At 57.0% G+C, this 25,922-nt stretch carries 26 protein-coding genes; 21 read left to right on the plus strand and 5 right to left on the minus strand.

Annotated features, from left to right (window positions below; translation table 11 throughout):
* Window positions 1-19: 19 nt before the first annotated feature.
* Together SIB92_RS00975 and SIB92_RS00980 are read right to left on the minus strand one after the other, a co-directional pair.
* The gene (locus SIB92_RS00975; RefSeq protein ID WP_412554057.1) at window positions 20-895 is read right to left on the minus strand and encodes an amidohydrolase family protein; all 876 of its coding nucleotides are present in this window, start codon (window positions 893-895) and stop codon (window positions 20-22) included.
* A complete protein-coding gene (locus tag SIB92_RS00980; RefSeq protein ID WP_412554058.1) occupies window positions 892-1,896 on the minus strand; it encodes an ester cyclase in 1,005 nt (334 codons plus the stop codon). Before SIB92_RS00980 ends, SIB92_RS00975 begins: the two co-directional genes overlap by 4 nt.
* A gap of 113 nt (window positions 1,897-2,009) precedes the next feature.
* On the opposite strand from SIB92_RS00980, the gene SIB92_RS00985 reads away from it, so the two are divergent.
* From SIB92_RS00985 to SIB92_RS01050, 14 genes are all read left to right on the plus strand, one after another.
* Window positions 2,010-3,062: an ABC transporter ATP-binding protein gene (locus SIB92_RS00985; RefSeq protein ID WP_412554059.1), complete on the plus strand. Its 1,053-nt coding sequence runs from the start codon at window positions 2,010-2,012 to the stop codon at window positions 3,060-3,062.
* A 99-nt stretch (window positions 3,063-3,161) separates the two neighbouring features.
* Window positions 3,162-4,406: an ABC transporter substrate-binding protein gene (locus SIB92_RS00990; protein ID WP_412554060.1), complete on the plus strand. Its 1,245-nt coding sequence runs from the start codon at window positions 3,162-3,164 to the stop codon at window positions 4,404-4,406.
* A gap of 72 nt (window positions 4,407-4,478) precedes the next feature.
* The gene (locus SIB92_RS00995) at window positions 4,479-5,510 is read left to right on the plus strand and encodes a carbohydrate ABC transporter permease (protein ID WP_412554061.1); all 1,032 of its coding nucleotides are present in this window, start codon (window positions 4,479-4,481) and stop codon (window positions 5,508-5,510) included.
* A 10-nt stretch (window positions 5,511-5,520) separates the two neighbouring features.
* Window positions 5,521-6,402 carry a carbohydrate ABC transporter permease gene (locus SIB92_RS01000; protein WP_412554062.1) on the plus strand — a complete coding sequence of 294 codons (882 nt, stop codon included), beginning with the start codon at window positions 5,521-5,523 and terminating at the stop codon, window positions 6,400-6,402.
* A 127-nt stretch (window positions 6,403-6,529) separates the two neighbouring features.
* On the plus strand, window positions 6,530-7,072 hold the full coding sequence (locus SIB92_RS01005; protein ID WP_412554063.1) for an ester cyclase: 543 nt from the start codon (window positions 6,530-6,532) through the stop codon (window positions 7,070-7,072).
* Between the two features lie 10 nt (window positions 7,073-7,082).
* The gene (gene hisD / locus SIB92_RS01010) at window positions 7,083-8,411 is read left to right on the plus strand and encodes a histidinol dehydrogenase (RefSeq protein WP_412554064.1); all 1,329 of its coding nucleotides are present in this window, start codon (window positions 7,083-7,085) and stop codon (window positions 8,409-8,411) included.
* A 1-nt stretch (window position 8,412) separates the two neighbouring features.
* The gene (locus SIB92_RS01015; RefSeq protein ID WP_412554065.1) at window positions 8,413-9,471 is read left to right on the plus strand and encodes an ester cyclase; all 1,059 of its coding nucleotides are present in this window, start codon (window positions 8,413-8,415) and stop codon (window positions 9,469-9,471) included.
* The gene (locus SIB92_RS01020) at window positions 9,468-10,232 is read left to right on the plus strand and encodes an SDR family NAD(P)-dependent oxidoreductase (protein WP_412554066.1); all 765 of its coding nucleotides are present in this window, start codon (window positions 9,468-9,470) and stop codon (window positions 10,230-10,232) included. The genes SIB92_RS01015 and SIB92_RS01020 overlap by 4 nt, the downstream gene beginning before the upstream one ends.
* The gene (locus tag SIB92_RS01025) at window positions 10,232-11,269 is read left to right on the plus strand and encodes a LacI family DNA-binding transcriptional regulator (RefSeq protein WP_412554067.1); all 1,038 of its coding nucleotides are present in this window, start codon (window positions 10,232-10,234) and stop codon (window positions 11,267-11,269) included. Before SIB92_RS01020 ends, SIB92_RS01025 begins: the two co-directional genes overlap by 1 nt.
* Window positions 11,270-11,275: 6 nt before the next feature.
* A complete protein-coding gene (locus tag SIB92_RS01030; RefSeq protein WP_412554068.1) occupies window positions 11,276-12,265 on the plus strand; it encodes a nuclear transport factor 2 family protein in 990 nt (329 codons plus the stop codon).
* Between the two features lie 154 nt (window positions 12,266-12,419).
* Complete coding sequence (locus SIB92_RS01035; RefSeq protein WP_412554069.1) at window positions 12,420-13,376, plus strand: cupin; 957 nt, start codon at window positions 12,420-12,422, stop codon at window positions 13,374-13,376.
* A 129-nt stretch (window positions 13,377-13,505) separates the two neighbouring features.
* Window positions 13,506-14,630, plus strand: coding sequence for a cobalamin-independent methionine synthase II family protein (locus SIB92_RS01040; protein WP_412555780.1), 1,125 nt, complete (start codon window positions 13,506-13,508; stop codon window positions 14,628-14,630).
* The gene (locus SIB92_RS01045) at window positions 14,627-15,322 is read left to right on the plus strand and encodes an alpha/beta fold hydrolase (RefSeq protein ID WP_412554070.1); all 696 of its coding nucleotides are present in this window, start codon (window positions 14,627-14,629) and stop codon (window positions 15,320-15,322) included. The genes SIB92_RS01040 and SIB92_RS01045 overlap by 4 nt, the downstream gene beginning before the upstream one ends.
* The gene (locus tag SIB92_RS01050; RefSeq protein ID WP_412554071.1) at window positions 15,319-16,014 is read left to right on the plus strand and encodes an RraA family protein; all 696 of its coding nucleotides are present in this window, start codon (window positions 15,319-15,321) and stop codon (window positions 16,012-16,014) included. The genes SIB92_RS01045 and SIB92_RS01050 overlap by 4 nt, the downstream gene beginning before the upstream one ends.
* A 98-nt stretch (window positions 16,015-16,112) precedes the next feature.
* Here the strand turns inward: SIB92_RS01050 and SIB92_RS01055 are convergent, their stop codons facing one another.
* The 3 genes from SIB92_RS01055 to SIB92_RS01065 are packed head-to-tail and all read right to left on the minus strand — an operon-like array spanning window position 16,113 to window position 18,918.
* On the minus strand, window positions 16,113-16,802 hold the full coding sequence (locus tag SIB92_RS01055) for a GntR family transcriptional regulator (protein WP_412554072.1): 690 nt from the start codon (window positions 16,800-16,802) through the stop codon (window positions 16,113-16,115).
* The gene (locus tag SIB92_RS01060; RefSeq protein ID WP_412554073.1) at window positions 16,799-17,824 is read right to left on the minus strand and encodes a Gfo/Idh/MocA family protein; all 1,026 of its coding nucleotides are present in this window, start codon (window positions 17,822-17,824) and stop codon (window positions 16,799-16,801) included. Before SIB92_RS01060 ends, SIB92_RS01055 begins: the two co-directional genes overlap by 4 nt.
* The gene (locus tag SIB92_RS01065) at window positions 17,821-18,918 is read right to left on the minus strand and encodes an isocitrate/isopropylmalate dehydrogenase family protein (RefSeq protein WP_412554074.1); all 1,098 of its coding nucleotides are present in this window, start codon (window positions 18,916-18,918) and stop codon (window positions 17,821-17,823) included. The genes SIB92_RS01060 and SIB92_RS01065 overlap by 4 nt, the downstream gene beginning before the upstream one ends.
* Before the next feature lie 132 nt (window positions 18,919-19,050).
* Here SIB92_RS01065 and SIB92_RS01070 point away from each other — a divergent pair, with 132 nt between their 5' ends.
* From SIB92_RS01070 to SIB92_RS01100, 7 genes are all read left to right on the plus strand, one after another.
* Window positions 19,051-20,058, plus strand: a complete 1,008-nt coding sequence (locus SIB92_RS01070; protein ID WP_412554075.1) for a Bug family tripartite tricarboxylate transporter substrate binding protein — start codon at window positions 19,051-19,053, stop codon at window positions 20,056-20,058.
* Window positions 20,059-20,126: 68 nt separating this feature from the next.
* Window positions 20,127-20,912 carry a hypothetical protein gene (locus tag SIB92_RS01075; protein WP_412554076.1) on the plus strand — a complete coding sequence of 262 codons (786 nt, stop codon included), beginning with the start codon at window positions 20,127-20,129 and terminating at the stop codon, window positions 20,910-20,912.
* Complete coding sequence (locus tag SIB92_RS01080) at window positions 20,912-22,423, plus strand: tripartite tricarboxylate transporter permease (RefSeq protein WP_412554077.1); 1,512 nt, start codon at window positions 20,912-20,914, stop codon at window positions 22,421-22,423. Before SIB92_RS01075 ends, SIB92_RS01080 begins: the two co-directional genes overlap by 1 nt.
* A complete protein-coding gene (locus SIB92_RS01085; protein ID WP_412554078.1) occupies window positions 22,423-22,704 on the plus strand; it encodes a putative quinol monooxygenase in 282 nt (93 codons plus the stop codon). Before SIB92_RS01080 ends, SIB92_RS01085 begins: the two co-directional genes overlap by 1 nt.
* Window positions 22,701-23,546 carry an N-acyl homoserine lactonase family protein gene (locus SIB92_RS01090; protein WP_412554079.1) on the plus strand — a complete coding sequence of 282 codons (846 nt, stop codon included), beginning with the start codon at window positions 22,701-22,703 and terminating at the stop codon, window positions 23,544-23,546. Before SIB92_RS01085 ends, SIB92_RS01090 begins: the two co-directional genes overlap by 4 nt.
* Window positions 23,543-24,787, plus strand: a complete 1,245-nt coding sequence (otnK, locus tag SIB92_RS01095) for a 3-oxo-tetronate kinase (protein WP_412554080.1) — start codon at window positions 23,543-23,545, stop codon at window positions 24,785-24,787. The genes SIB92_RS01090 and otnK overlap by 4 nt, the downstream gene beginning before the upstream one ends.
* The gene (locus SIB92_RS01100) at window positions 24,784-25,428 is read left to right on the plus strand and encodes an aldolase (protein WP_412554081.1); all 645 of its coding nucleotides are present in this window, start codon (window positions 24,784-24,786) and stop codon (window positions 25,426-25,428) included. Before otnK ends, SIB92_RS01100 begins: the two co-directional genes overlap by 4 nt.
* Window positions 25,429-25,922 lie beyond the last annotated feature (494 nt).

Raw genomic sequence — 25,922 nt, forward strand, 5'->3', positions numbered from 1 at the left:
GCGAGACGTGCCTGAGGGATCATGCTTTTAGCTCATAAAACCGTGCGGCGTTGTCCCCAAACACGGCGGCGTGCCAATCGTTGGGGACCAGCGTCTCCATGGCCGCGAACAGCGTGCCATAGTCGGAATAGAGGCTGTCGACCGGGAAGTTTGAGCCAAACATCACGCGGTCCTGGCCAAACTGATCCAAGCAGGTTTTCACAATTGGCACGATGCTTTGCTGCGTCCACTGATGGTCAAACATGCCAAGGCCCGAGAGCTTGCAGGATACGTTGGGCAGGACGGAAAGAAGTTCCAACTTTTTCGCCCAAGCTTCCAAGCCTTTGGCGCTGCGGTCATGGGGAGACCCGGCATGGCAGAGCGCAACCTGTAGGTCGGGCACTTGCGCCAACACATGGGCGGTGTCCTTCATAAGCTCCGGGATCAATTGCAAATCGAAGCGCAAGCCACGCCGCGAAATCTCTTTCAAGCCTGCCAGAAACCGCGGGTCTTGCAGCAAAGCGTTGGTGCCGGTTTGCGCGTCTTCGCCAGGTGCGCGGCCGACAATCTGGCGCACGCCCCGGAGAGTGGAGAGGCTTTGCAAGCGATCAAGGTCCCTTGCCAGCGTGTCCGAAGTGAGGTCACAAAACGCGACCTGAACCATAGGCCAATGCGGGTTTGCCTCTGCCACCTCCTGCACCCAGAGCGCCTCTTGCAGCGGATCTTCAGCACCCACTTGAATGTGGACGGACCCTGAAATGCCATGCGGCTTCGCGTCAGCAGTGAATTCGTCCAGAAGGTAGTTGCGCTGAATGGGGCCCGGATCACCAAAGAACCGTTCAACCCCTTGCGCCATCAGCCAAGGGTAATGCACCGCGGTCAGATCCCAGAGGTGGTGATGTGCGTCGATCCTCATGTGCGGGGCGCCTCCGCCATGCGGGCCAGAATATCGACGCCCTGCTGTTTCCAGAAGTGCAACAGGTCGATGAAGATCCAGTTTTCCGCCAACTTGTCGCCGTCGCGGCGGTAGATGTCGATCACGCGGAACTCACCGGGTTTGCCGGTCGCGGGCATGCCCATGAAGCCGCCGGTTGGCGTTGCGGTAAAGTTTGGCCAGCCAAAAAAGCCGCCAAAATGCCCCTCGGCCATGCGGCAGATGTGGGTGGTTTTGGAGCGATCGGTGAAGCCCGCGCGGAACGGACCGGAATGCTGCTTGGCGTAGCGCGGGATGGTGTAGGTCGCGCCAATGCCGGCCGGTCCCCACCAGATCATGTCCTCATGCCAGGTTCGGCGCAGCTCGTCCTCTAGGCTCAATCCGCTGTTCCATTGGCCGAGGTCGGTGATCATTGCGTTGATCGCTGCGAGGGTTTTTTCACCGGTTTCAGGCGGTTGCTGTGTGAACATCAGGCCGTCATGCGTCATCGGGCCCGGTTGCACCAGATGGGCGGCGGTTTGGGGCGGGAACGGCTGTAGGCCCGCTTGCATCATAAGATGCGGAATGTCGAAATACATCGCGGTTTCGGTCACTTGGCCGTTTTCAACCTTGTTGAACTCGCAATAGCGCAAGAAGGCCATTTTGCCCGTGGGTGCGATGCCCAGCCATGGCGCATCAAATAGCCCCATCAGATGTCCCATAGACACCACCCATGTGGAAGCAAATCCGTCCATCTCATTTTTGCCCGCCATAAAGACATCCTGGCGGCGTTGCAGGTGGGTGAGGGAAGTTTTGAGCGGTGTCCAGAACCGGTCCGCCACAGCCTCGGGCCCATGGATTTCATCAAACGGATGGTAGCCGCGCCAGAAATGATTCGGCGCATAGTGATGTTTGAGTGCCGCTTTAGCTGCCTCAGGTGGGGCAGCATCCAGCTCTCTATAGAGCTCTGTTATTATACGTTTTTCTTCTGTGAAGTCAGTCATGGTTTGGGTCACTTTGCATACGTTTGCAAAAAAGTCTTGCCGAATTCCTAATCCTAAGTCTACCCTTTATGCATACGTATGCAAAATGCATGTGACATCGGACGGGGGACCACATGGCCGAAATTCAGCTGCGCAATGTAGGCAAGCGCTGGGGCAGTTTTGTCGGGGTCGACAATTTTGATCTGACCATTGCGGATCAGGAGTTTCTGGTACTGCTTGGCCCCTCAGGCTGCGGCAAGACCACAACCATGCGCATGATTGCCGGATTGGAAGATGCCAGCGAGGGCGACATCCTGATTGATGGTAAAAAGGTCAACGATCTTGAGCCCAAAGATCGCGATGTGGCGATGGTGTTCCAGTCTTACGCGCTCTACCCGAATATGAATGTTTATGAGAACATCCGCTTCCCGCTGAAGGTGCGGGGGATTGATCCGGCGACACATGACGAAAAGGTGCGCCGCGCCTCTGCGATGGTCGAGTTGGATGAGTTCCTGCACCGCAAACCTGCAGAACTCTCCGGCGGGCAACGTCAGCGTGTGGCGCTGGCCCGCGCGATTGTGCGTGAACCCAATGTGTTCCTGATGGATGAGCCGCTGTCCAATTTGGACGCCAAGCTGCGCGTCTCCACCCGCGCCCAGATCAAGAACCTGAGCCATGAACTGTCCGTCACCACCATCTATGTGACCCACGATCAGATCGAGGCCATGACATTGGCGGACCGGGTTGTGGTGATGAAAAAGGGTGTGGTGCAGCAGGTTGGTAGCCCGACAGAGATTTACGACGCGCCAGCGAATACTTTTGTTGCAAGCTTCATTGGCAACCCGGCGATGAACCTTATGAGTGGCCGCATGGAAGGCGGCACCTTTGTCGCTGAGAACGTGCGGATCGAAGGTTTGTCCGCCCCAGATGGTCCTGTGACCTTGGGCTTCCGCGCCGAGGATGCGGGGCTGGGCGATGCAGGCCACCACGAAATCACGGCTCCGATCTATACGCTCGAACTTTTGGGTGATGCCACCATGGTCACCGTCCGCATTGGCGGTGAGCTGGTCGCCGTGCGCGCACCTAAAGACTACCGCTCAGAAATTGGTGACACGGTGTCTTTGTCCGTGCCGGCTGAGATCTGCCATCTGTTTGACGCCGAAACCGGCGCCAGAATTGAGGCCTGACGGCTTCACACCAACAACCGGCGATCAACGCCGGGGGCGAGAGGGTGCGCGATTGCAAGGCGCACCTGCAAACACAGAAACGCAACAGGGAGAAAAGTTATGTTTCTAAAGAAAGTAACCGCCGCCGGTGCCTTTGCCGGTCTCATGGGAACCGCAGCCTTTGCTGCTGATTGCGGGCCGGAGGGTCAGTCGATCCGCATTCTGGCGTCCGACTTCCCAGCCATCCACGCTGTGGCAGGTGCTGCAGAAGCCAACTGCGGAAGTGGCGCCGCGGAGTTCACCCGCAACCACACCACTGAAGCGCGCCAGATCATGAACGCGGCGCTAACACCGAACCCGGCAGAGTATACCTCTGTGATCGTGGCCAACTCCACCCTGACCCAATTGATGAACGACGGCCTCGTGCGTCCGCTCAACGATCTAGTCGAAAAATACGGACAGAATATCCCAGAGAACCTGTTGATCAGCATCGATGGCAACATCATGGCTGTGGCCTTCATGGCGAACTCTCAACACCTGTTCTCGCGTCAGGATCTTCTGGAGAAGGCGGGGGTTGCCGAGGTGCCATCCACCTACGCCGAAATGATCGATGCCGCCAAATCTATTCGCGACGCCGGCATCATGGAATATCCGGTTGTGATGAACATGAAGACCGGTTGGAACGTTGGCGAGTCCTTCAACCTTGCGTTCATGGCGCATGGCGGCGAGTTCTTTAAGCCCGGCACCGCAGAGCCATCCGTGAACAGCGCGGCCGGTGTAGCAGCATTGGAAACCCTTAAAGGTCTGGTGGAGTATGCGCATCCAGATCACCTGACCCAAGCCTCCAACGAGACCCAAGGTCTGTGGGAAGCTGGGCAGGCGGCGCTGGGCATCATGTGGGGGTCGCGCGGCGCGCCGATCCTGGATGATGAAGGCTCCTCCGCTGAAGTGACGTCCAACACCGTTCTATCCGCCGCACCGTCGGTGGAAGAAGGCGGCGTACCCGGTGCGACCCTGTGGTGGGATGGCTTCACCATCGCCTCCAATGTGTCTGACGAAGAGGCCGAAGCAACCTTTGCCGCGCTGGCAAGTGCGCTGAACAAAGAGATGGTCATGGCCAACAATGACGACGCGGTCTGGCTGCTCGATGGCTTTACGCCTGGCGCGGCGGCCGAAGGTGTCTCTGCCACAGCAAAGGCGGGCGCGAAGCCTTACCCCATGATCCCGCAGATCGGCCTGATGCATAACGCGTTGGGCGCGGAGCTGGCAGACTTCCTCAAAGGCGACGAAAGCGCAGAACAGGCGCTGGCGGATGTCGAGGCGGCTTATATCACCGCTGCCAAAGAAGCGGGCTTCCTGCAGTAAACACTCCCCCCTTGAGGGGCCCCTCGGGGCCTCTCCATCCTCACTCTGATTTTCTCCACCGGGACGTAGGCTATGAAGCATCGCACCTTTTTCTGGTTCATCTTACCGACGCTCTCCGCGATGATCCTGTTCATCGCGCTGCCCATCGTTTCGGTCTTTGTTCAGTCGCTGTTTGTTGCGCATGAACAAGTGCTTGTGGTGTCCGAAAGCTGCGGCCCGTTTGGCTGTACCCCCACCACATCCGTCGATCTGGAAGCCACCGAGAAGCTGCGCGAAGAGGCGCCTTTGGGCCGGTTCAACGGGTTGGGCACCTATTTCAACCGCTCCCATCTGGCGATTGCGGAAATTGGCGAAGCCTGGGCGAATTCTGACAGTCTGGGAGCATTCTGGAGCCAGATTTACAACCTGCCATTCTACAACGCGCTGATCTTCACGCTGACTTATACCTTTGTGGTCACGCCGGCTGTGCTGGTCCTTGGCCTTGCCATCGCCGTTGGGGTGAACAACCTGCCACGCGCGCTCAAAGGCCCGTCGATCTTTGTCTCTCTTTTGCCGTTCCTTGTAACACCACTGGTCGGGTCGCTGATCCTGTTTTGGATGGTGGATGGGGATGGCGTGATTGGCGCGACCATTCAAAAGATCTTTAACGATCCCTCGCTGAGCTTGAAAGCCTCTACAGCGCTGACCTGGATCATGCTGATCGTCTACGGCATCTGGCACACGCTGCCGTTCAGCTTCATCACCTTCTATGCAGGTCTACAGACCGTACCGGATGACACGCTCGAGGCGGCACAGATCGACGGCGCCTCCAAATGGCAGACCATGATCCACGTTGTGGTGCCGCACCTGATGCCGCTGGTGTCCTTTGTGACGCTGATGCTGATCATGGACAATCTGCGCGTCTTTGAACCCATCGTCAGCTTTTCGGCGGAGGCCCATGCCCGCTCGCTCAGCTGGGTGATCTTCAACGACCTACGCGAAAGCGGCAATCCGCTCTACGCCTCCGCCGGAGCCACGTCCCTGCTGACCATCATCATTGTGATCTTCCTGATGATGCCCGTCCTTGTGCGCACCTGGCGCGACTTCACCCGCAAATCCCACTGAGGACAGAGATATGGCGACCAAAGCACAAAACCGCATGACCCCGCTGAAGCTGTTCTCTTACATCTTCGTAGCGCTCTGGCTGATCATCGCAGCCTTCCCCTTCTTCTGGACTTTCTGGGGCAGCTTCAAAGTGCAGGCTGACTTTCTCTCCAAAGCCGACTGGCGCAACGCGCTTTATGGCGCCAACACCATTGCACAGACCGGCAGCGCCTTTACAGCGGAAGCCTATCGTGGTGCCTGGATTGACGAAGAATTCTGGTTCAACTTCAAAAACACCGGCATCGTGGTGTTTTTCACCGTGGTGATTTCGCTGACCTTCGGAACGCTTGGCGGTTATGCTTTGGCGCGCTCCGGCTTCCGCTACGCCTTCTGGATCCTGATGGCGGCGTTGGTGTTCCGCGCCATGCCACACATCACGCTGGTGTCCGGCTATCTGCTACCGTTCTTCGAGTGGAACGTCTGGGGCATCCTGCCCACCACCATCATCGTGCTTGTGGCCATCAATCAGCCCTTCACGCTCTGGATGCTGCACAGCTTTTTCAAGAACATCCCCAAAGACATGGATGAAAGCGCGATGGTCGACGGCTGCACTCGGTTCCAAGCGTTCCGCTATGTGATTGTGCCGGTGATGTGGCCGGGTGTGATCACCACGGGTCTGTTCAGCTTCCTCTTGGCCTACAACGACTTTACCGTCGCCGCGATGCTTCTGAGCGAGGAAAATGAGACCATTATTCCGGCGATCAACAGCTTTATGGGCACCACGCAGGTCGAGGGCAAAGTCATGTATGCGGTGGCCGCAGTGGTCTCCACCGTCGCGCCGCTCTTCGTGCTGATCCTCTTCTTCCAACGCCAGATTGTTTCCGGCCTGACCGCAGGGGCGGTGAAAGGATGAGTTCTTCCGCCCGCCATAGCGCCACGGCACGTCATCCGGCGCTCAACAGAATGCCACGGGATTTCATAGGGCAGGGGGCGTCATGCCCTCGCAAAATCCCCAACACCATTCTGAAAGGAGAAGCCACATGAAAGGCTCCCGCCCTGAACAGGCCGTGCTGACGCGCGACACCGATATGAGCAAGACCGAAGAAACCCGCGCTGTGATCGAAGGCATGGTGGACGGTCTAAATGACCACCGCATCGACGACATTGGTGAATTCTTCGCCCAAGGCTTTCGTTGGATGGGCAACCAAGGCTGCGGCACCAAAACCGGCCTGCAGGAGTTCCAAGACAACTGGCAGCGCCCGTTTCAGGCGGCGTTTTCGGAAAAGACCTGCATCGACGAAGCCCGCCTTTACATGGGCGAATGGGCCGCTGCTTTTGGCCGTCAGGAAGCCACGCACAGTGGCGAGTTCCTCGGCATCGCGCCCACCGGCAAGCGGGTGGAAATTCGCTACATGGACTTCTGGAAAGTCGTCGACGGCAAGATCGTCGACAATTGGGTGAACGTCGATTTCGCCCATGTCGCCGCTCAGTTGGGCGTCGACCTGTTTAACGGCGAAGGCTGGGAGGCCTTTGATCGCGGCGCCAAAGTCGCGCCGCGCCCCAAAACTGATCCTGTCAATTGAGGATAAGACAATGACAATCGAGTATCTGAAACGCGGCAAAGACCAAGCGGAGCGTGCTGAAGACGACGCAAAAACACGCGCCGTTGTGGAGGCCACGCTGAAGGACATCGAAACCCGCGGCGACGCGGCAGTGCGCGAGCTGTCTGAGAAATTCGACAACTACTCGCCGGCGTCCTTCAAACTGAGCCAGCAAGAGATTGACGATCTGATGGCCCAACTGAGCGACCGTGAGTTGGCCGACATTAAGTTCGCTCAGGAACAAGTGCGCAACTTTGCCCAAGCACAGCGCGACACGATGCTTGATCTGGAAGTGGAAACGCTCCCCGGCGTTGTCCTCGGGCACAAAAACATCCCGGTCCAATCTGTGGGATGCTATGTGCCCGGGGGCAAGTTCCCGATGGTCGCCTCGGCGCATATGTCCGTGGCCACGGCCTCTGTGGCTGGCGTGCCGCGCATCATCGCTTGCACGCCACCGTTTCAGGGCAAGCCTAATGCGGCCGTGATTGCGGCGATGCACCTTGGTGGCGCGCATGAGATTTACGTCATGGGCGGCATTCAAGCGATTGGCGCCATGGCGCTGGGCACGGAAACGATTGATCCTGTGCACATGCTCGTTGGTCCTGGCAACGCCTTTGTGGCCGAGGCCAAACGTCAACTCTTTGGCCGCGTTGGCATCGACCTCTTTGCCGGCCCCACCGAAACCATGGTGATCGCGGACGAAACCGTGGATGCAGAAATCTGTGCCACCGACCTCTTGGGACAAGCTGAACACGGCTACAACAGCCCATGCGTGATGGTCACCAACTCCCGCCAGTTGGCTGAGGACACGCTGTCGGAAATCGACCGCATTTTGAAAATCTTGCCGACAGCAGACACTGCCTCTGTCAGTTGGGAAGAATACGGAGAAGTCATCGTCTGTGACACCTACGAGGAAATGCTTGAGGTCGCGGACGACATCGCGTCTGAGCACGTGCAGGTCATGACCGATCGCGATGATTGGTTCCTGGAAAACATGACCTGCTATGGCGCGCTGTTCCTTGGACCGCGTACCAATGTCTCCAACGGCGATAAGGTGATTGGCACCAACCATACGCTGCCGACAAAAAAGGCGGGCCGTTACACCGGCGGTCTTTGGGTGGGCAAGTTCCTGAAAACCCACAGCTATCAGCGCGTCTTGACCGATGAAGCGGCCACAATGATTGGCGAATATGGCTCGCGTTTGTGCATGCTTGAGGGCTTTGTCGGCCATGCGGAGCAGTGCAACGTGCGGGTGCGTCGCTACGGCGGCATCAACGTGCCGTTCGGCGAAGGTGCACCTTATCGGGAGGCGGCTGAGTAGGATGGCTGTCGACAAACACACACAGCACAAAGAGCTGATCCAAGCCTTTCGAGACGCGACTTATAACTTTAGCGAAGAGGGTGTCCGCAAGGCGCTCTCCGATCTCGCGACACCGGATGCGCTTTTCCGTCTATGCCATCCGTTTGGCGACATGACAGGGCCGGGTGCTTTTTACGATGGCGCCTATAAGGGCTTGCTCGACGCTTGGCCGGATTTGGAGCGCCGTGACTACATCGTCATGGCCGGACCAGATGAGTTTGGCAACGACTGGGTGGGCTGCGGTGGTTACTACACCGGCGTGTTCACAGGTCCGTGGTTGGACATTCCACCAACCGGCCATCAGGTGGCGATGCGCTATCACGAGTTCTTCCGTTTTGTGGATGGCAAATTGGTTGAGTATCAGGCGCTGTGGGACATTCCTGAGGTGATGATGCAGGCGGATGCGTGGCCTATGGCGCCGTCGTTGGGGCGCGAATGGCATGTGCCTGGCCCCGCAACCGCAGACGGCTTGGTGCCCGGACCCTATGATGAAGCCAAAGGCAAAGAGACCTGTCAGCACATCATCGATATGCTGGAGCACCTGAAAAAGCACCCACGGGACCCCGATCCACGGTCCATGAAGATGGATCACTACTGGCATGAGCGCATGAGCTGGTATGGCCCTGCCGGCATTGGCACGGGACGTGGCGCGGCAGGGTTTCGCAACTGGCACCAGATTCCGTTTCTCAACGGCATGCCGGATCGCGGTCAATATGTGGACGAGATCACCTATCACTTCTTCGGCGATGGTGAATATGCCGCCGTCACGGGCTGGCCCAACATGATCCAGACTGTCACCCATGACGGATGGATGGGCATCGCGCCTGCGGGCAAGAAGATCACCATGCGCAGCCTGGATTTCTGGCGGCTTGAGAACGGAAAGATCCGCGAAAACTGGGTCTTGGTCGATCTTTTGGACGCCTATCGCCAATTGGGTGTGGACGTCTTTGCCCGGTTGCGGGAATTCAACAAGGTGCGCAGTATGGCGCGCCTGAATATCCCGGATGGAATGAATAAATGACTGACCTGCCCCGCACCCCTTCCTTTTCACTCAGCGGCAAAACCGCCCTTGTCACCGGTGCCTCCTCCGGCATTGGACAGGGCTGTGCCGTGGCGCTGGCCGAGGCTGGCGCCCATGTGATTTGCGCAGCGCGCGGGGCAGAAAAACTAGAAGACACTGTCGCGGCCATGAAGGCTGCGGGCATGAGTGCCGAGGCGCTGGTGTTGGACCAAGGCGACCTCGCGGCGCTGGCGCAGGTGTTTGAGGCACAGGACATCGATGTTGTGGTGAATTCCGCTGGTCTGGCGCGGCACGGTCCAGCTGTTGAGACCACGCCAGAGGATTATGACGCGGCGATGGGGCTCAACCTGCGCTCTGCCTATTTCCTCTCGGCCTATGCAGCCAAAGCCTTGATGGCTGCGGGCAAACCCGGATCCATCATCCACATCTCCAGCCAAATGGGCCACGTTGGTGGTGTGGACCGCGCGGTCTACTGCGCTTCTAAGCATGGATTGGAAGGCATGGTGAAAACCATGGCGATAGAGTGGGGTCCGTCCCAAATCCGCATCAACACGGTTTGCCCGACCTTTATCAAAACGCCCCTCACGGCGCAGACGTTTGAACGACCTGAACGCAAAGCTTGGGTCGAGGAGAAAATCAAACTTGGCCGTATTGGCGAGGTCGAGGACATCATGGGCGCGGTGCTTTACCTCGCTTCTGATGCCAGTGCCTTGGTCACCGGCACTTCCATGTTGATTGACGGCGGGTGGACGGCAGACTGATGGCTGAGAAAGTTACCTCCCTCCAAGTTGCCGAGCGCGCTGGTGTCAGCCAATCCGCTGTGAGCCGCGTGTTCACACCCGGCGCCTCGGCATCCAAAGCCACCGTAGAGAAAGTGCGCAAAGCCGCCGAGGAACTGGGCTACCGGCCAAATGTGCTCGCCCGAGCCATGGTATCCGGCAAAAGCCGCATCATCGGCCTCGTGGTGGCCTACCTGGACAACTACTTTTATCCGGAAGCTTTGGAAATCCTGTCCAACGCCTTGCAAGAAAAAGGCTACCACGTGCTGGTTTTCATGGCGTCGCAAACCGCCGGAAATATCGACGGCGTGGTCGAAGAAATTTTGGATTATCAGGTGGATGGCATTGTCACAGCCTCTGTTGCGATGTCTTCTGATCTGTCTGCGCGGTGTTTGCAGGTGGGCGTACCTGTGGTGCATTTCAACCGCTTTGAAGAGGCCAAAGGTGTCAGCTGTGTCACCTCCGACAACTTCGAAGGTGGGCGCCAACTGGCGCAGTTCCTCGTTGCGGGCGGGCACAGTAAAATCGGCCACATCGCGGGTTGGGAAGGGGCCTCCACTCAACGGGATCGCGAAGCTGGTTTCCGCGCGGGACTTGAAGAAGCGGGGCAGGACCTATTTGCCCGCGAGGTTGGGGATTTTGACGTGGACCGCGCCCGCTCCGCAGCCAGCGCCATGTTCGATGTGCCGGCAGACAAACGTCCGGATGCGGTCTTTGTGGCCAACGACCACATGGCTTTTGCTGTCATGGATGAGCTGCGCTTTGGCCTTGGACTCAAGATCCCAGGCGATGTTTCCGTTGTGGGCTTTGACGACGTGCCACCCGCGGCATGGCGCGCTTATGACCTCACCACCATGCGCCAGCGCGCCAATCTGATGGTGGAAGAAACTGTCGATGCGCTGCTGGAGCACATCGAAAACCCGGCATCTGCCACCCCACGGCAGGTTGCCATTCCAACCCCGCTGATTGTGCGTGGCTCCGCGCGCGTTCCAGACACCTGGCCTCCAAAAGAAGGATAGACCCCCATGCAAGGCTTCGATGCGAAATTTCAGGATTTCCCCGATTACATCATCGGCATCACCAAAGAGATTTGGGAGGATCGGGGCATTGCCACGCTGCACCACTACTACAGCGATGACATCGTTGTGCGCTCTCCGGCCTCCGTGGTGCTGGGCAATCAAAACGTCATCGGCGCGACCATGGCCACGCTGGCAGAATTTCCGGATCGGCAGTTGTTGGGTGAAGATGTGATTTGGTCCGGTACGCCGGAGGAGGGCATGCTCAGCTCCCACCGGATCATCTCCACCGCCACCCATATGGCGGATGGCGTTTATGGCAAGGCGACCGGCAAGCAATTGCGCTATCGCATCCTGGCGGATTGTCATGCAATCAACAACCAAATCAATGATGAATGGTTGATCCGTGACCAAGGTGCCATCGTGCGTCAAATGGGGTGGGAGCCCAAGGACTATGCTGCCAATCTGATCGAGGCCGAAGGTGGACCAGACAACTGCGTGAAGCCCCTGACACCGCACACGGACCAGCCTGGCCCTTACAAAGGCAATGGCAACGACAATGCATGGGGCGCACGTTACGCCGACCTCCTCAACCGCATCATGGGTGCCGACATTGCGGCGATTGAGGCGGAGTACGACCGCGCTGTGCAATCCGAATATGTCGGTGGCGTGACTGGCCACGGCTGGGACGCGGTGGACTGCTTCTGGATGGGCCTACGCGCGAGCTTCCCGAACGCAGAGTTCAAAATCGAGCACCAGATTGGCCGCGATGATCCGATGATGCCGCCACGCGCCGCGATCCGGTGGAGCCTCTGGGGCAAACACGACGGGTGGGGTACTTTTGGTGCGCCGACTGGCGCGGAGGTTTACGTGCTGGGCATCAGCCATGCAGACTTCGGCGCGCTGATCATGGATCAGCCCAAGGTACGCCGTGAATACACGCTGTTTGATGAAACCTCGGTCTGGAAACAGATCCTACTTCAAACAGGTCAAGCGTGACTTCCAACCTGACATATCCTCGGCTGTGCAACACACAGGCGGCGCGGCGCTTTCATGCGCATCGTGCCGCGTTGCGTGCACGCCGTCTCAACAACCGTCCTCCCGGGGCGGGGTCCTTTTCGATCCCAATCCAAACCCCAAAAGGAGACACAAGATGAGTTCTATCCAATCCCGCATAGTCCGTTACGGCGAGTTAAAACCTTGCAAAACCGCCTTCATCGACGCTCACACACCTGGCAGTGACCAGAAAGAGAACTTCACCATTGTCGGCGGCGGCGTGTCTGAGTCCCCAGACCAGCACGTGCACATCACTGACAAGATCGGCTTCAACATCGGCGCAGCCGGTCAACCTCCCAAATGCCGCAACAGCTTGCACAGCCACACCACCGCAGAGGTGTTTTTTGTCGCCAAAGGCCGCTGGCGCTTCTTCTGGGGCCTGCACGGTGACGCCGGTGAATTCATCGCTGAGGAAGGCGACATCTTCAACATTCCCACCGGCATCTTCCGGGGCTTTGAAAACGTTGGTCAAGACTACGGGATGATCATGGCGATCCTAGGTGGAGATGATGCGGGTGGCGGCGTCACCTGGGCACCGCATGTGATCGAAGATGCGCAGGCGCATGGTTTGATGCTGGGTGACAATGGTGTGCTTTATGACAGCAAGAAGGGCGAAGAGCTGCCACACAACGTGCGCCCCATGCCGTTGTTGACCGAAGAGGAACTGAAGGCCTTCCCTGAACTGCCGGTGGAAGAGGTGATGCCCTATGTGGCCCGCTATTGGGACTTGATGGCGTTGGCGGCAAAAACTCCCGCCAAAGTGATTGGTGAGGATGCGATCATTACAGACAAGCCCGGGTTTGAGGTTGATTTCCTGACGCGCGGTTCCGCTGTGACAGACGCCGTGGCAACTGCGCAGCCTGTGGTTCTGATGCCCGCCAGCGGTAATTGGCGCATCACTATCAACGACGTGGAAGTCACCTTGTCCGCAGGGGACACAGCCGTGGCATTATCGGGCGAAAGCTACAGCGTTGCACCTTCGATGACAGGGGAGGCGGGGCTCTACCGCATCACCGCGACAGACGATGCCGCAGGGGCCACCTGGACCGGCTAAACCTTAGGCCTTGCGCGGCGGCACTCCCTGCCGCGCAAGGCGCTCAAACGTTAACGGTGACGGTTGGCGGAGCGCACCTCCGCGATACCGACGCAATACCGACGGGAAACAGACAGGGAAAACGGCGCGATGAGCAAAATCTTAACAACCCATGTGGGCAGCCTGCCACGCACCCAAGAAGTGGTGGATTTCATCTTCGCGCGGGAACACGAAAAACCCTATGATCCGGCGGCGTTTGATGCGGCCATGACAGCAGCTGTGGACGAGACGGTCCGCAAGCAGGTTGAGGCCGGTATTGATATTGTAAGTGACGGGGAAACCAGCAAAATCTCCTACGCCACGTATGTAAAAGACCGCTACACGGGATTCTCGGGCGACAGCGAGCGCAACGCACCAGCAGACCTTAAGATGTTCCCGTCTTTCCTGAAGCGTTTGGCCGATGATGGCGGTACACCGCAATACGCTCGCCCCAAGTGCACCGGTGACGTGCGCAGCAAAGGGCAAGGTGAATTGATGAAAGATATCAATAACCTGAAGGCCGCCATGGCGGCTCACGGCGTGGAGCGTGGGTTTATGAATGCCGCCTCGCCAGGGGTGATCTCGCTATTTTTGCAGAACGATCATTATGCCAGTCGTGAAGCCTATTTGGCGGCGCTCGCGGATGCCATGAAGGACGAGTATGAAACCATTGTTTCCAATGGCTTAGACCTGCAATTGGATTGCCCAGATTTGGCGCTCTCCCGCCATATGCTGTTTAACGATTTAAGTGATGCGGAGTTCCTCAAGATTGCAAACATGCACGTAGAGGCGCTCAATCACGCCCTGCAAAACGTGCCACAGGAGCGCGTAAGAGTTCATATTTGTTGGGGAAATTACGAAGGGCCGCATTGTTGTGACATCCCGATGGACACAGTGTTTAGCACTTTGATGGCGACAAAGTCGCGCTACGTGTTGTTTGAAACCTCCAACCCCCGCCATGCGCATGAGTGGACAGTGTTTAGAGATCGCAAATCCGAAATCCCTGATGACAAAATACTGGTGCCGGGTGTTGTGGACACCACGACCAACTTTGTCGAACATCCTGAGCTAGTTTCTCAACGTATTCAACGCTTTAGTGTTATCGTTGGCGCGGAGCGCGTGATCGCTGGAAGCGACTGCGGCTTTGGGACATTTGCTGGATTTGGCGCGGTCGATCCCGATATTGCCTATGCCAAACTCGCAGCTCTCAGCGAAGGAGCCGCAGCGCTGTCATGACGCCTTTGGTTTTGCTCCCCGGTATGATGTGTGATGCGCGTCTTTTTGGCCCGCAAATCAACGCTTTGTCTGGTCTCTATCCGATCATGACGGCTCCGCTGAGCGGGCAGAAAACCATTGAGAAACTCGCCACAGAAGTGTTGCAGACCGCGCCTCCCAAATTCGCTCTGGCGGGGCTGTCGATGGGCGGCATTGTCGCCATGGAGATGTTGCGACAAGCGCGAGACCGCATTGTGGGGCTGGCTCTGATGGACACCAACCCGCTTGCGGAGTCAGAGGCGACAAAAGACCGCCGAGCGCTTCAAATAGCCGCGACGTTGGCGGGAGACATGCGGCGTGTGATGCGCGAGGAGATGAAGCCTAATTACCTTGCGGATGGACCTAATCAAGGCAAGATCTTGGACCTTTGCATGGCTATGGCCACCGACCTTGGGCCAGATATTTTTGTTAGACAGTCCAAAGCCTTGCGCGATCGCAAAGATCAAACGGAAACCCTGCGGAGTTACTCCGGTGAAACGCTGATTCTCTGCGGTCGGGAGGACAGCCTGTGCCCTGTCGAACGCCACCGATTGATGCAAAATTTGATCCCGGGCAGCACATTACAGATTGTTGAAAACGCGGGGCATTTGCCGACCTTGGAGCAACCCCGAATTACCAATGCAGCGTTGACCCGCTGGCTGGAGAGCCTATGAACGACACCCTTTTGAAATTGCTGCACTCAGTTGATACCCCGACCGTTTGCAACGCCATTGAAGTGGCCCAAGGGCAACGTGGTTTTGATCAGTTTACGCGCGGCACCATGCTCTGTTCTGATCCTGAGGGCGGCGCTATGGTGGGCTATGCCCGCACTGCTAAGATCGCGGCGTTGGAACCGCCAAAAGAGGCGCCTGACGTGATTAAGGCCCGCCGCATGGCCTACTACAAACATATGTCGGACGGGCCGCGCCCGGCGATCACGGTGATCGAAGATGTCGATTTTCCGAACTGCATCGGTGCCTATTGGGGGGAGATCAACACAACCGTTCACAAGGGACTTGGTGTCAGTGGCGCCTTGACCAACGGAGTGATGCGCGACCTGGGTGATCTGCCAAGCGGGTTTCCCTTGGTGGCAGGCTCCTTAGGACCAAGTCACGGCTTCGTCCATGTGCGGGAAATTGGAACCGAGGTCGAGGTATTTGGCCTGCGCATCCGTGATGGTGATTTGGTACATGCGGACCGGCATGGTGCCTTGGTGATCCCACCGGAGGTTATTGGGCAACTGGAAAGCGCGATCCATAAGTTGCTGGACACCGAGAAGCTAATTCTGGAGCCTGCGCGACAACCGGGCTTTACCTTCGACGCTTTCGAGAAGGCTTGGGCCACGTTTGAAGCTTCGCGTACGTGAGTTTGACCGGTGCGTCAGCTTCAGGCACTAACCTAACTCGGGCTATTTGGCAGTAGCTTTTTTGAGAGGGGGAGCCGGCCCTTTGCGGTGCCGCAGATCTAAACTCCGCGCAGCCGATGTTTCTTGAGTAACTCAAGCATCATGTTCTTAGCATTTTGCCGGTGTGCACGATGCACTGCGTCTGCCGTGCCAATGTCGCCCGCCTTAATAGCTTCAAACACTTGACGGTGATCTTCATTGGACTGAACTGGCAACGGACGCATGAACAGAGTAACGGTACGGGCGCGTCTCACCTGATCGTTCATCATATCAAATATGGTCGCAGCTCTGGAGTTGTCTCCAAGCAAAACCAGTGCGCGGTGAAAGCGGTCATCCGCCTCCGCCCAGTTCTCCAGATCGTTTTGGGCCACAGCCACCTCCATGTCCTCAATGGCTTTGGCAAGAGGATCTAGATCTGTCTGTGAATACCCTTTGTTTGCCGCATTGCGCGCCGCGAGGCATTCCAGCTCAGTTAAAACGTCATAGATTTCAGCCATATCGTCGGGAGACACAGGCAGAATGCGTACGCCCTTGCGTGGCCGTAGCTCCAGTAAACCTTGGCTTTCCAACATAAGAGCAGCCTCGCGCACAGGTGTGCGAGACACGCCCAATTGCTCTGCAAGTTCGCTTTCCAAGTGGTCGGACCCCGGAGCCAGGTCGCCTGCAAAAATCATGTCGCGTAGGGCCAGAAATGCGCGCTGGGAATTTGAAAGCGGTTTTGTGGAGGGGGTGTCGGCCTTGGAGCTCACGGTGGTCCTATCTTCAGTTTCTGGCCGGTTTCAGCCGACGTGTAGATGGCCTCTTCGATTTCGATCACGCGCACATAATCGGCGGCGTCATTTTCAAAAGGCGTTTGGTTGAGAAGGCCAGAAATGACGTGGGACTGCAAGTGGTGCACGCAATTGCCGCCAAACCCGTCCCAAGTGTCTGCCGGTTGGATACAGGTTTGCTCCTCGGCGCCAAATTTACGGAGCCACAGAGAACCGTCGCCATGCAGTGAGATTGTGCCATCCGTGCCTTCCAGAAGCGCTTCGCCCATGGTGCGGCGGTGGTTATCGGCGCTGTGGTCGAGGTTTCTATTGCCATCAAAAAAGGCTCGGACGCCGTTAGGGTGATCAAACAGAATGTAGCCAGCGTCTTCGCCTGTAATCGCCGGGTTGACCCGGCGCAGGTCGGCATAGACGGCCTCAGGGTCGCCCAGCAGGAAGCGGAACGTGTCGACCCAATGGACCGCTGTTTCGTGCACCAAAAACCGAGGCATGTCGCGAAAATAGGGTTGGCGAGCAAGATAGGCGTCTGGCCCCTGGCCGTCGCCTGGACGGAGGCGGAACGTCAGTTGTTGCGGCTTGCCAACTGCACCTTGGTCTAGCGCAGTCTTCAAGGCGCGGTACCATGGTTGGAAGCGGAAGTTTTCGTGTACGATGATGGTAGCTTGAGCCGCGTCGGCCAGTGCGATCATGTTTTTGGCTTCAGCCAAGGATTGGCAGAATGGCTTTTGGCAAATCAGTGTTTTCACGCCTGCGTCTAGGGCGATGCGGATGGTTTCTGCATGTGCAACAGGCGGCAGAATGATGTCGAGCACATCCGGGTGCACCTCCGCTAACATTTGAGGCAGAGCATCGTAGGCGGGGAGGCCTGTGGCCTGGGCCTTTGCGATGTCTCGGTTGCAAGAGGCCGCCACGTGCACCTCTGGCATTGAGGCCCAACTGGCGTAATGAAATTGGCTGAAATAGCCTGCTCCCACGCAGGCCACTTTGATTGTTGCTGTCATGCGGCCTCCAACACCAGAAGGGCTGAGACCGCTGCGGCGGCGTCTTCTGTGCTGGCTGTTCCGCCGAGGTCGCGCGTCAGCACGGCACCTTTGGCCACCACGGCCTCAACGGCTTCGCGTAGGCGCTCACCATCGCGGCGCAGCGCAGGATTGTCGTGCTTTACGCCTAGCCAGTCCAGCATCATCGCGGCAGACAGCAACATTGCAAAGGGGTTGGCTACACCTTGCCCGGCAATGTCGGGAGCGGAGCCGTGACAAGGTTGGAAAACCGCGTGGTTCAGTCCGATGTCAGCTGAAGGAGCCAAGCCCAGACCGCCCATCAAACCCGCGCCGAGGTCGGACAAGATGTCGCCAAACATGTTTTCTGTGACCAGCACGTCAAAATCCCATGGCTTTTGCACCATCCACAATGCGGTGGCGTCAACATATGCGTGATCTGAGGTTAGGGTAGGGTGTTTCGCGGCCTCTGCGTCGAACAATTCGCGGAAGAAGGCAAAGGCACGGAAAACATTGGCTTTGTCCACGCAGGTCACACGGCCAGGACCGCGACCCTGCGCCTTGCGCTGGTGCGCAAGATCGAATGTGAAGCGGAACAGCTTTTCGGAGATATCACGTGTGATGCGAAGAGTTTCACGGGCCTCGTCGTCACTGACTTCTCCAGTGCCTTGCGTAAAGAAGAGCCCTTCGGTGCTTTCACGAACTAAGACAAAGTCGATTTCTTTGCCTTCCGGAATTTTGAGTGGCGTTGCCTGGCCCGCGCGAACGGTCACAGGGCGGACGCCGGCGAAAAGTGTGAGGGCTTTGCGCAAGTCAATCTGCGGGGAAATTTCTGTGCCGTCGGCGTAACGCACATCTGGAAGTCCCATGGCTGACAATAGAATCGCATCCGCATTTCGCGCGGTCTCCAAGGAGCTTGCAGGAAGAGATTCGCCGGTTTCCGCATAATGTGCTGCGCCAGCAGGCGCTGCGGCGAAGTTTAGCGAATAGCCCGTAGATTGCTCTGAGAGAGTATTCAGAATTTTCACTGTTGGATCAGTGATTTCCGGGCCAATCCCGTCTCCTGCAAACACTGCGATTTCATACGAGTTGGGCATGGATATGCGTTCCTTCCTTTGACCTTGTGGCAGGTTTTGCCGTCGCGATCTATTAAAAAATTTGACATCGCATTTATTAATGCATACGTAAATTCATGCAACACAAAACGCATTGAGTCTGGGAGGACAAGAATGGAACTCAAGTTTGCACGTATTTTGGGGGCGGCAGCGCTGTCTGCAGGCCTGGCCACATCCGCAAGCGCGCAGGACTATCCCTATCGCGACATCACGACGGCAGTTGTCTGGGGCGCTGGCGGCGGAACGGACACGATCAACCGCATGATCATGGCGGAAATGGAAAAGCACCTGCCAGTTTCAATCAACGTGATCAACCAAACCGGTGGCGTCGCTGGCTCAAACGGGATGGTCTATGTGATGAACCAGCCTGATGATGGCTATACGCTGGTGGGGCTGTCTGAATCCAACGTCACCGCAGCGGTTCAGGGCGGTTGGGATAAGAAGTTTGACTACTGGTATCCCTTTATCGTTGGTGGCTCGCCTGATCTGATTTCGGTTCCGGCAAACTCTCCTTATGGGACAATTGAAGAGCTGGTTGATGCGGCCAAGGCCGCGCCGGGCACAATTCCGGCGGCGGCATCTGGTGCCGGCTCGATCCACCATTTGAACTTGTTGGCGATTGAGAGTGGTTCTGGGGCGACCTTCAAATTTGTGCCTTACAAAGGCTCTGCACCAGGTCAGGAGGCGGCGATTGCTGGTGAAGTGGCGCTGGTTGTGACTTCGCTTGCGGAGCAGGCCGCGTTGATTGAGGGCGGACAACTCAAGCCATTGGCGATGCTGACACCTGAAACGGCGGAGATTGCCGGGATGACCGTGCCTTCGGCTTTCGACGTTTATGATGGTCTCGACAAGTACCTTCCGTTGAAACAGGCCATTGGGTTCGCCGTGCACAACTCCGCTGGTGGTGAAGTGAAAGCCGCGCTGGGCTCTGCTTTTGAGAAGGCGATTGCAGGAGACAAAGTGGCGGAATGGGCCGCGGCCAACAACTATGACGTTGGCGGTCAGTATGGTGATGAAGCCGCGAAAATCTTTGAAACGTTGGAAGCGAACTTTGCTTACACGTTGCAGGAGCTTGGGGCGGCGACGGTTGATCCGGCGAAGCTTGGCATCGTGAAACCCTAATTGAGCAAACGGCAGGCGCGGAATTTGTGCCTGCCGCACACAGGGATCCAGTGGCTGGGGACACATTCGTGACGACCAACGATCAATTACTTCAATCCGAGGCAGCAGACCGCGAGGCAAAGCTGATTTTACGGGCGCGGGATTTCTGGAGCGCGCTCGTTTTACTTGCCTTGTCGGTGTTCTTCCTTTGGCGCACTTCGTACATTCCGTTGTGGGGCGAAAACCGGGCCGGTGTGAGGGGCGGCGACTGGTACAATTCCGCAGCCTTGGTGCCCTTGGGCATTTTTGTGGCCATGCTGGTGTTGTCGTTGGTGTTGTTGCGCATTTCGGTGCGCGAAGGGGGCGCGGAGCGCGCACTATCTGCGGTCGGCATCGGGTGGAACCGGGCCGAGGCGCTGAGGTTCTCGACACTGGCCGTGATCTTGTTTTTCTACATAGCCGGATTGGTGCCGCGGGTGGACTTCATTCTGTGCTCTGGCTTGCTGATTACAGCGTTGATCTATGGCTATCACGGCGGGCAGGCCGCGCGGATGCTTTTGGCGGCAGCGACAGTTGGCGTGGCAGGGCTTTACGCTATGGCGCTAAATCTGCCGCGCGCGCAATGGGCGCAACATGATGACGATTGGCTGGCGCTCGCGTTTTGGATCGCTTTGACAGCTTGGGGGTTGTGGCGCGAAAGAGGGAGCCGATTGGCCCGCATCATTCCGGTGATCGCGGCTTTGGCGCCGTCTCTTCTCGTGTGCGCTATGGCCTTTGGGTTTCGTCAGAATGTGCCCAACCGAGGCGGGCTGATCTTCAAGCAGATTGAATATCACTACTACGTCACGCTCAAACCGATCTGGAGCGGTAAATAATGGACTTTGTACTTTCTCAACTGTCTGGGTTTGGCAGTGCCTTTACCGCGCTTGTCGTTGACCCGCTGACCTATGTCTATTTGGTTACGTCAGTCTTTCTTGGCATTACGTTTGGTGCGCTTCCAGGCCTGACCGCCACATTGGCTGTGACCATTTTGACCGGGTTCTTTGGCAATAAAATTCCGCTGGATTACTCGATGATTGCGCTGCTTGGTGCCTATGTCGGGGCGATTTATGGCGGATCCTACCCCTCGATCCTTTTGAATATTCCCGGCACGGCAGCGTCGGCGGCGACTGCGATGGATGGGCATCCTCTGGCCAAAGCTGGACGGGGAGGAGAGGCGCTGGGTCTCACAACCACGGCCTCTTTTATCGGAACGCTGATTGGCACCGTGGCACTGCTGATCTTTGTCTGGGTGCTTTTGCTAATTTCTAAGAACATCGCCAGCCCAGAAAAAGCACTTTTGGCGCTGTTTGGCATTCTGTTGTCTGGCACATTGATGAGCGAAGACTTGGTGATAAAAGGCTGGATTGCTGGGCTAATTGGGTTGGCGATGGCGATGGTGGGGATGGATCCGCTTCTCTCGGAACCGCGTTATACATTTGGGTGGTCCTACATGTTGTCTGGCTTCCAGGTTGTGCCGGTGTTGATGGGAGCCTTCGCTGTGCCTCAAATCATTGAAGGTATGCGGCATGTGCAAGTCGGGAAGATGGTCGCTTTGCAGGGGCGTATCCTTCCCAATCTCTCTGCGGTTCGAAAACATATGCCGACCATCACCCGGTCAGGCGTCATAGGCACAGGGGTGGGTGCATTGCCTGGTGTAGGCGAAGATGTTGCCGGTTGGGTGTCTTATGGTGTTGGGAAAACCGTTTCCAAAGACGGTAAGAATTTTGGCAAAGGCTCTCTTGAAGGCCTGCTGTCGTCGGAAACTGCGAACAATGCCTGCATAGGTGGGGCGCTCATCCCGCTGCTTGTGTTGGGGATTCCCGGATCACCTCCGGCGGCGGCGCTGATGGGGGCTTTCAAAATTAACAACGTCATCCCAGGCCCCACGATAGATCCTGCGATAATCCTGCGCGTGGTCGCAATCATGGTTCTGGCCTCTTTTACTATGTGGATTTTGGGCCTGTTCACAGCACGAGTGTTTATCAAGATCCTACGCATTCCACAGACGGTCTTTTTGCCAGTGGTTATGGTGCTGACGGCAATTGGGTCTTTCTCCGTGGGAGGTGGGATCAACGATCTCTATTTGATGCTAGGTGTTGGATTTGTGGCCAATTTCATGAACCTGATGAAATACCCCATCGCGCCTTTGGTGATTGGCGTTATTCTTGGCGGGCTGTTTGATGAGACGTTCCGCAGAGCGCTGTTCTTGTCCGACGGCAGCTTAGGCGTGTTTGTGTCCCGTCCTGGCGCAGCGGTGCTGTTGGCGCTGAACGTGGCGCTGATTGCTGCGCAAATCCCTATGATCCGCCGCCCATTCCAGCGGCGTGACAGAAAGGAAGCCTGATGTACGCGGTTTGTGTGACATTCAAGATCCATCCAAAGCAAATGGAGGATTTTCTGCCCTTGATGATCGCCAACGCGAGAACATCACGGGCTGAAGAGGCAGGATGCCAGATGTTTGACGTGTGTGTGCGTGACGACGAGGTTCTCCTCTACGAGATCTATGATGACCGTGCTGCGTTTGAACTGCACCTTGCCTCCGCGCATTTCAAAACCTTCGACGCCAGCGTGGCGCATATGGTTGTTTCCAAACAGGTGGCGCTGTTTGATGAGGTGATCCGATGATGGCAAAGGCAGGCGGTCAAACAGGAACTTGGCAAGTTCATGCGGTGAAGTATGCCGACCGAAACGCGCGTTCCCGCGGAGACAGCTTTCTGTTTGATGACAATCATGATGCGCCGCATGCGATGGATTACTTCATGTGGCTCCTGCGGGATGGCGATAGGGTCATTCTGGTCGACACCGGTTATGATCACAATGAAGCCAAGCTACGTGGACGTCCGATACGACTTGATCCCGGTGAGGCGTTAGAGCCATTTGGCTTGACGCCGGAGCAAATTACCGAAGTGATTGTGACCCATCTGCACTATGACCACGCCGGTGGCTTGGCGCTTTTCCCAAACGCGCATTTGCACCTGCAGGAGGCCGAAATGGCATTCGCCACTGGACCTTGTATGTGCCACGATGTCCTGCGTGATCCATTCACCGCGGGGCACATCTGTGAGGCAGTCATGCGTCTCTATGGAGGCAAGCTGACCTTTCATAGCGGTGACAGCCAATTGGCGGACGGGCTGAGCTTACATTGCATCGGTGGCCACTCACGCGGGTTACAATGTGTTCGTGTGCGCACCAAGGCTGGTTGGATGGTTTTGGCGTCTGATGCCGCGCACTACTACGAGAATGTTCTGTCGCGTAAGCCCTTCCCGATTGTCGTGGACCTTCAGGACATGATGCAGGGGTTTGAGCGCCTTATCAAACTCGCATCGCGGCCGGAACTGATCATTCCTGGTCACGATCCTTTGGTACGCCGGTTGTTTCCGCAGGGTTTGGCGTCCCACATTCATCGGTTGGATGTCGGTCCAGAGGCAAAAGCGCTCGCAAAGATTTCTTCGGAGTTTGGCAAATGAAATTGGGTGTCATCGCAGATGATTTTACCGGCGCGTCTGATATCGCGTTGACCATTGCGGAGGCGGGCATGTCCGTCACGCAGTACATTGGTATTCCGGATAATGACGCGGTTTCGGGAACTGACGCAGGTGTCGTGGCGTTGAAGTCCCGTACTGCACCGGTTGCGGAAGCTGTGGCCGACAGTCTAGCCGCTTGCGACTGGTTGAAGGCACAAGGCGCTGAACAGATTGTCCTCAAGATTTGTTCCACTTTCGACAGTACGGCTGAGGGCAACATTGGACCCGTACTTGACGCTTTGGTCACGCAGTTGGGAGCGGGGCCGGTGATTGTTTGCCCAGCTTTTCCTGAAAACGGTCGCTCGGTCTATCAGGGGCATCTCTTTGTGTCTGACAAGCTATTGAGCGAAAGCGGCATGCAGGATCATCCACTGACTCCTATGACAGACCCTGACATCAGGCGCGTCCTCGCCGCACAGACCAAACTGCCAGTTGGCCACATCCCCGCCAATAAAGTGGCGAAAGGCGCCGAAGCCATTGTGGCGGCCATGCCTGACGATACCGCCCTGATGGTTACAGACGCCATTCGTGACACTGACTTGTTAGAGATTGGGAAAGCTGCACAAGGGATGCCTCTGTTATGTGGCGGGTCCGGGATCGCATTAGATTTGCCCGCCAACTTCGGTGTAACGGCCGCGCCCACCAAGGCGCTGGGAAACAATGGCGTTGGTGTTGTGCTCTCTGGCTCTTGTTCAGGGGCGACCCGCATGCAAGTCGCCCGCTATCGGCAGCTCGCGCCAAGTCGCGAGATCAGTGCGGGCGAGTTGCTTGAGGGCGGAGTGAACGCTGAGGATGTTGCCGTTTGGGTAATGAACCAGGCGCGCGCACCGTTGGTGTTCTCATCTGCGGATCCGAACGTTGTTAAGGATGCGCAAAGACAGTTTGGAGCGTCACGGGCTGCGGAAGCAATTGAGGGCTTTTTTGCAGAATTGGCCGCTGTTTTGTCGAGACAGGGAATTGGTCGAGTTGTCGTTGCGGGGGGGGAGACCTCTGGCGCAGTTGTCAAAGGGTTGGGCGTCACGGCGCTTGAGATTGGTCCGAGACTGGCCGCCGGAGTGCCGATGGTACGCCCCCTCAATTCAGATTTGGTTTTGGCACTAAAGTCGGGGAACTTTGGGGGGGAGACCTTTTTTGAAGATGCGCTGTACTTCATGAAGGGCACTGGAATGGAGAAGGCCGTATGACCGAAGCGACCAAGGTACGAGAAGACATTTGCCGGATCGCCAAGTCGATGTTTGATCGAGGGCTCACCTGTGGCGCGTCAGGAAACATCTCTGTCAGGCTGTCGGATGGAAGCTATTTGGTAACGCCAACCGGATCGTCCATGGGTTTTTTGGACCCCGCACAAATTTCGCATTTGGACCAAAATTTGCGACACCTATCGGGGGACAAGCCAACCAAAGAAATCCCACTGCACAGTGCTTTCTACGACACTCGGCCTCAAACAGGCGCAGTGGTCCATCTGCATTCGACGTACTCTGTTGCCCTTTCGATGTTGCCTGACATAGATCCGGACAACGCTCTCCCAACGCTAACCCCGTATGGGATTATGCGTTTGGGCAAGGTGAAGTTGCTGCCGTTTTTCCTGCCTGGCGATGCAACGATGGGCGAGGCGGTCCGCGCTCTCGCAGGAACGCGCTCGGCGGTGCTATTGGCAAACCATGGTCCGGTTGTCGCAGAAAAAGAACTGTGGACGGCCGTTTTTGCTATGGAAGAACTCGAAGAGACGGCAAAACTTGCGGTATTACTTCGAGGCATGCAGCCGACAACACTTTCAGATCAAGCAGTGCAGGCTGTAGTGCGGAAGTTTGATGTAAACTGGTAGGGCGCAGGCCTGAAATTGAGGCGCCCCAAAGAGGTCATCGGAGCAAGTGGCCTGCAATGACTGTTTTGGGCCGTTCGCGCTGTAGCGCGGGAAGGGCGGACAATGGACATTTTCTGCTGTTTGCCGCAAAGGTCGCTAGTAGCCGGTCGAAGCCGACCCTCGATCAGAGCTACACTATGACAGCCTCTGCAGCGCCGCTCCGAGCCCACTCTGCTGAATGCTGAGTTTTACGCCCACTACAGCTGTGCAAAGACCAATTTGATGCATCGTGCGAGGCACGACGAGAAAACTGGTGAAGATTGTAGCGGTGGCACGGTTTGGCAGTTACAGGCGTTTATACGTATCCCGCCTGAGTTTAGCCAAACTCAAAAGTTGCACTAGCTAATGTGTTTAGTTCAGCAAGAACAGTGTACTGTCGCTTTTGCGGCAGCCGATGGTCGTTTGATTGACAGTTGGGTGTCTTCAAGACAACCCTCAGTACGTCAGGGTCTTGA

Origin of the sequence: Shimia sp. MIT1388, from assembly GCF_047124445.1 — a bacterium.
Classification (GTDB): Bacteria; Pseudomonadota; Alphaproteobacteria; order Rhodobacterales; family Rhodobacteraceae; genus Shimia.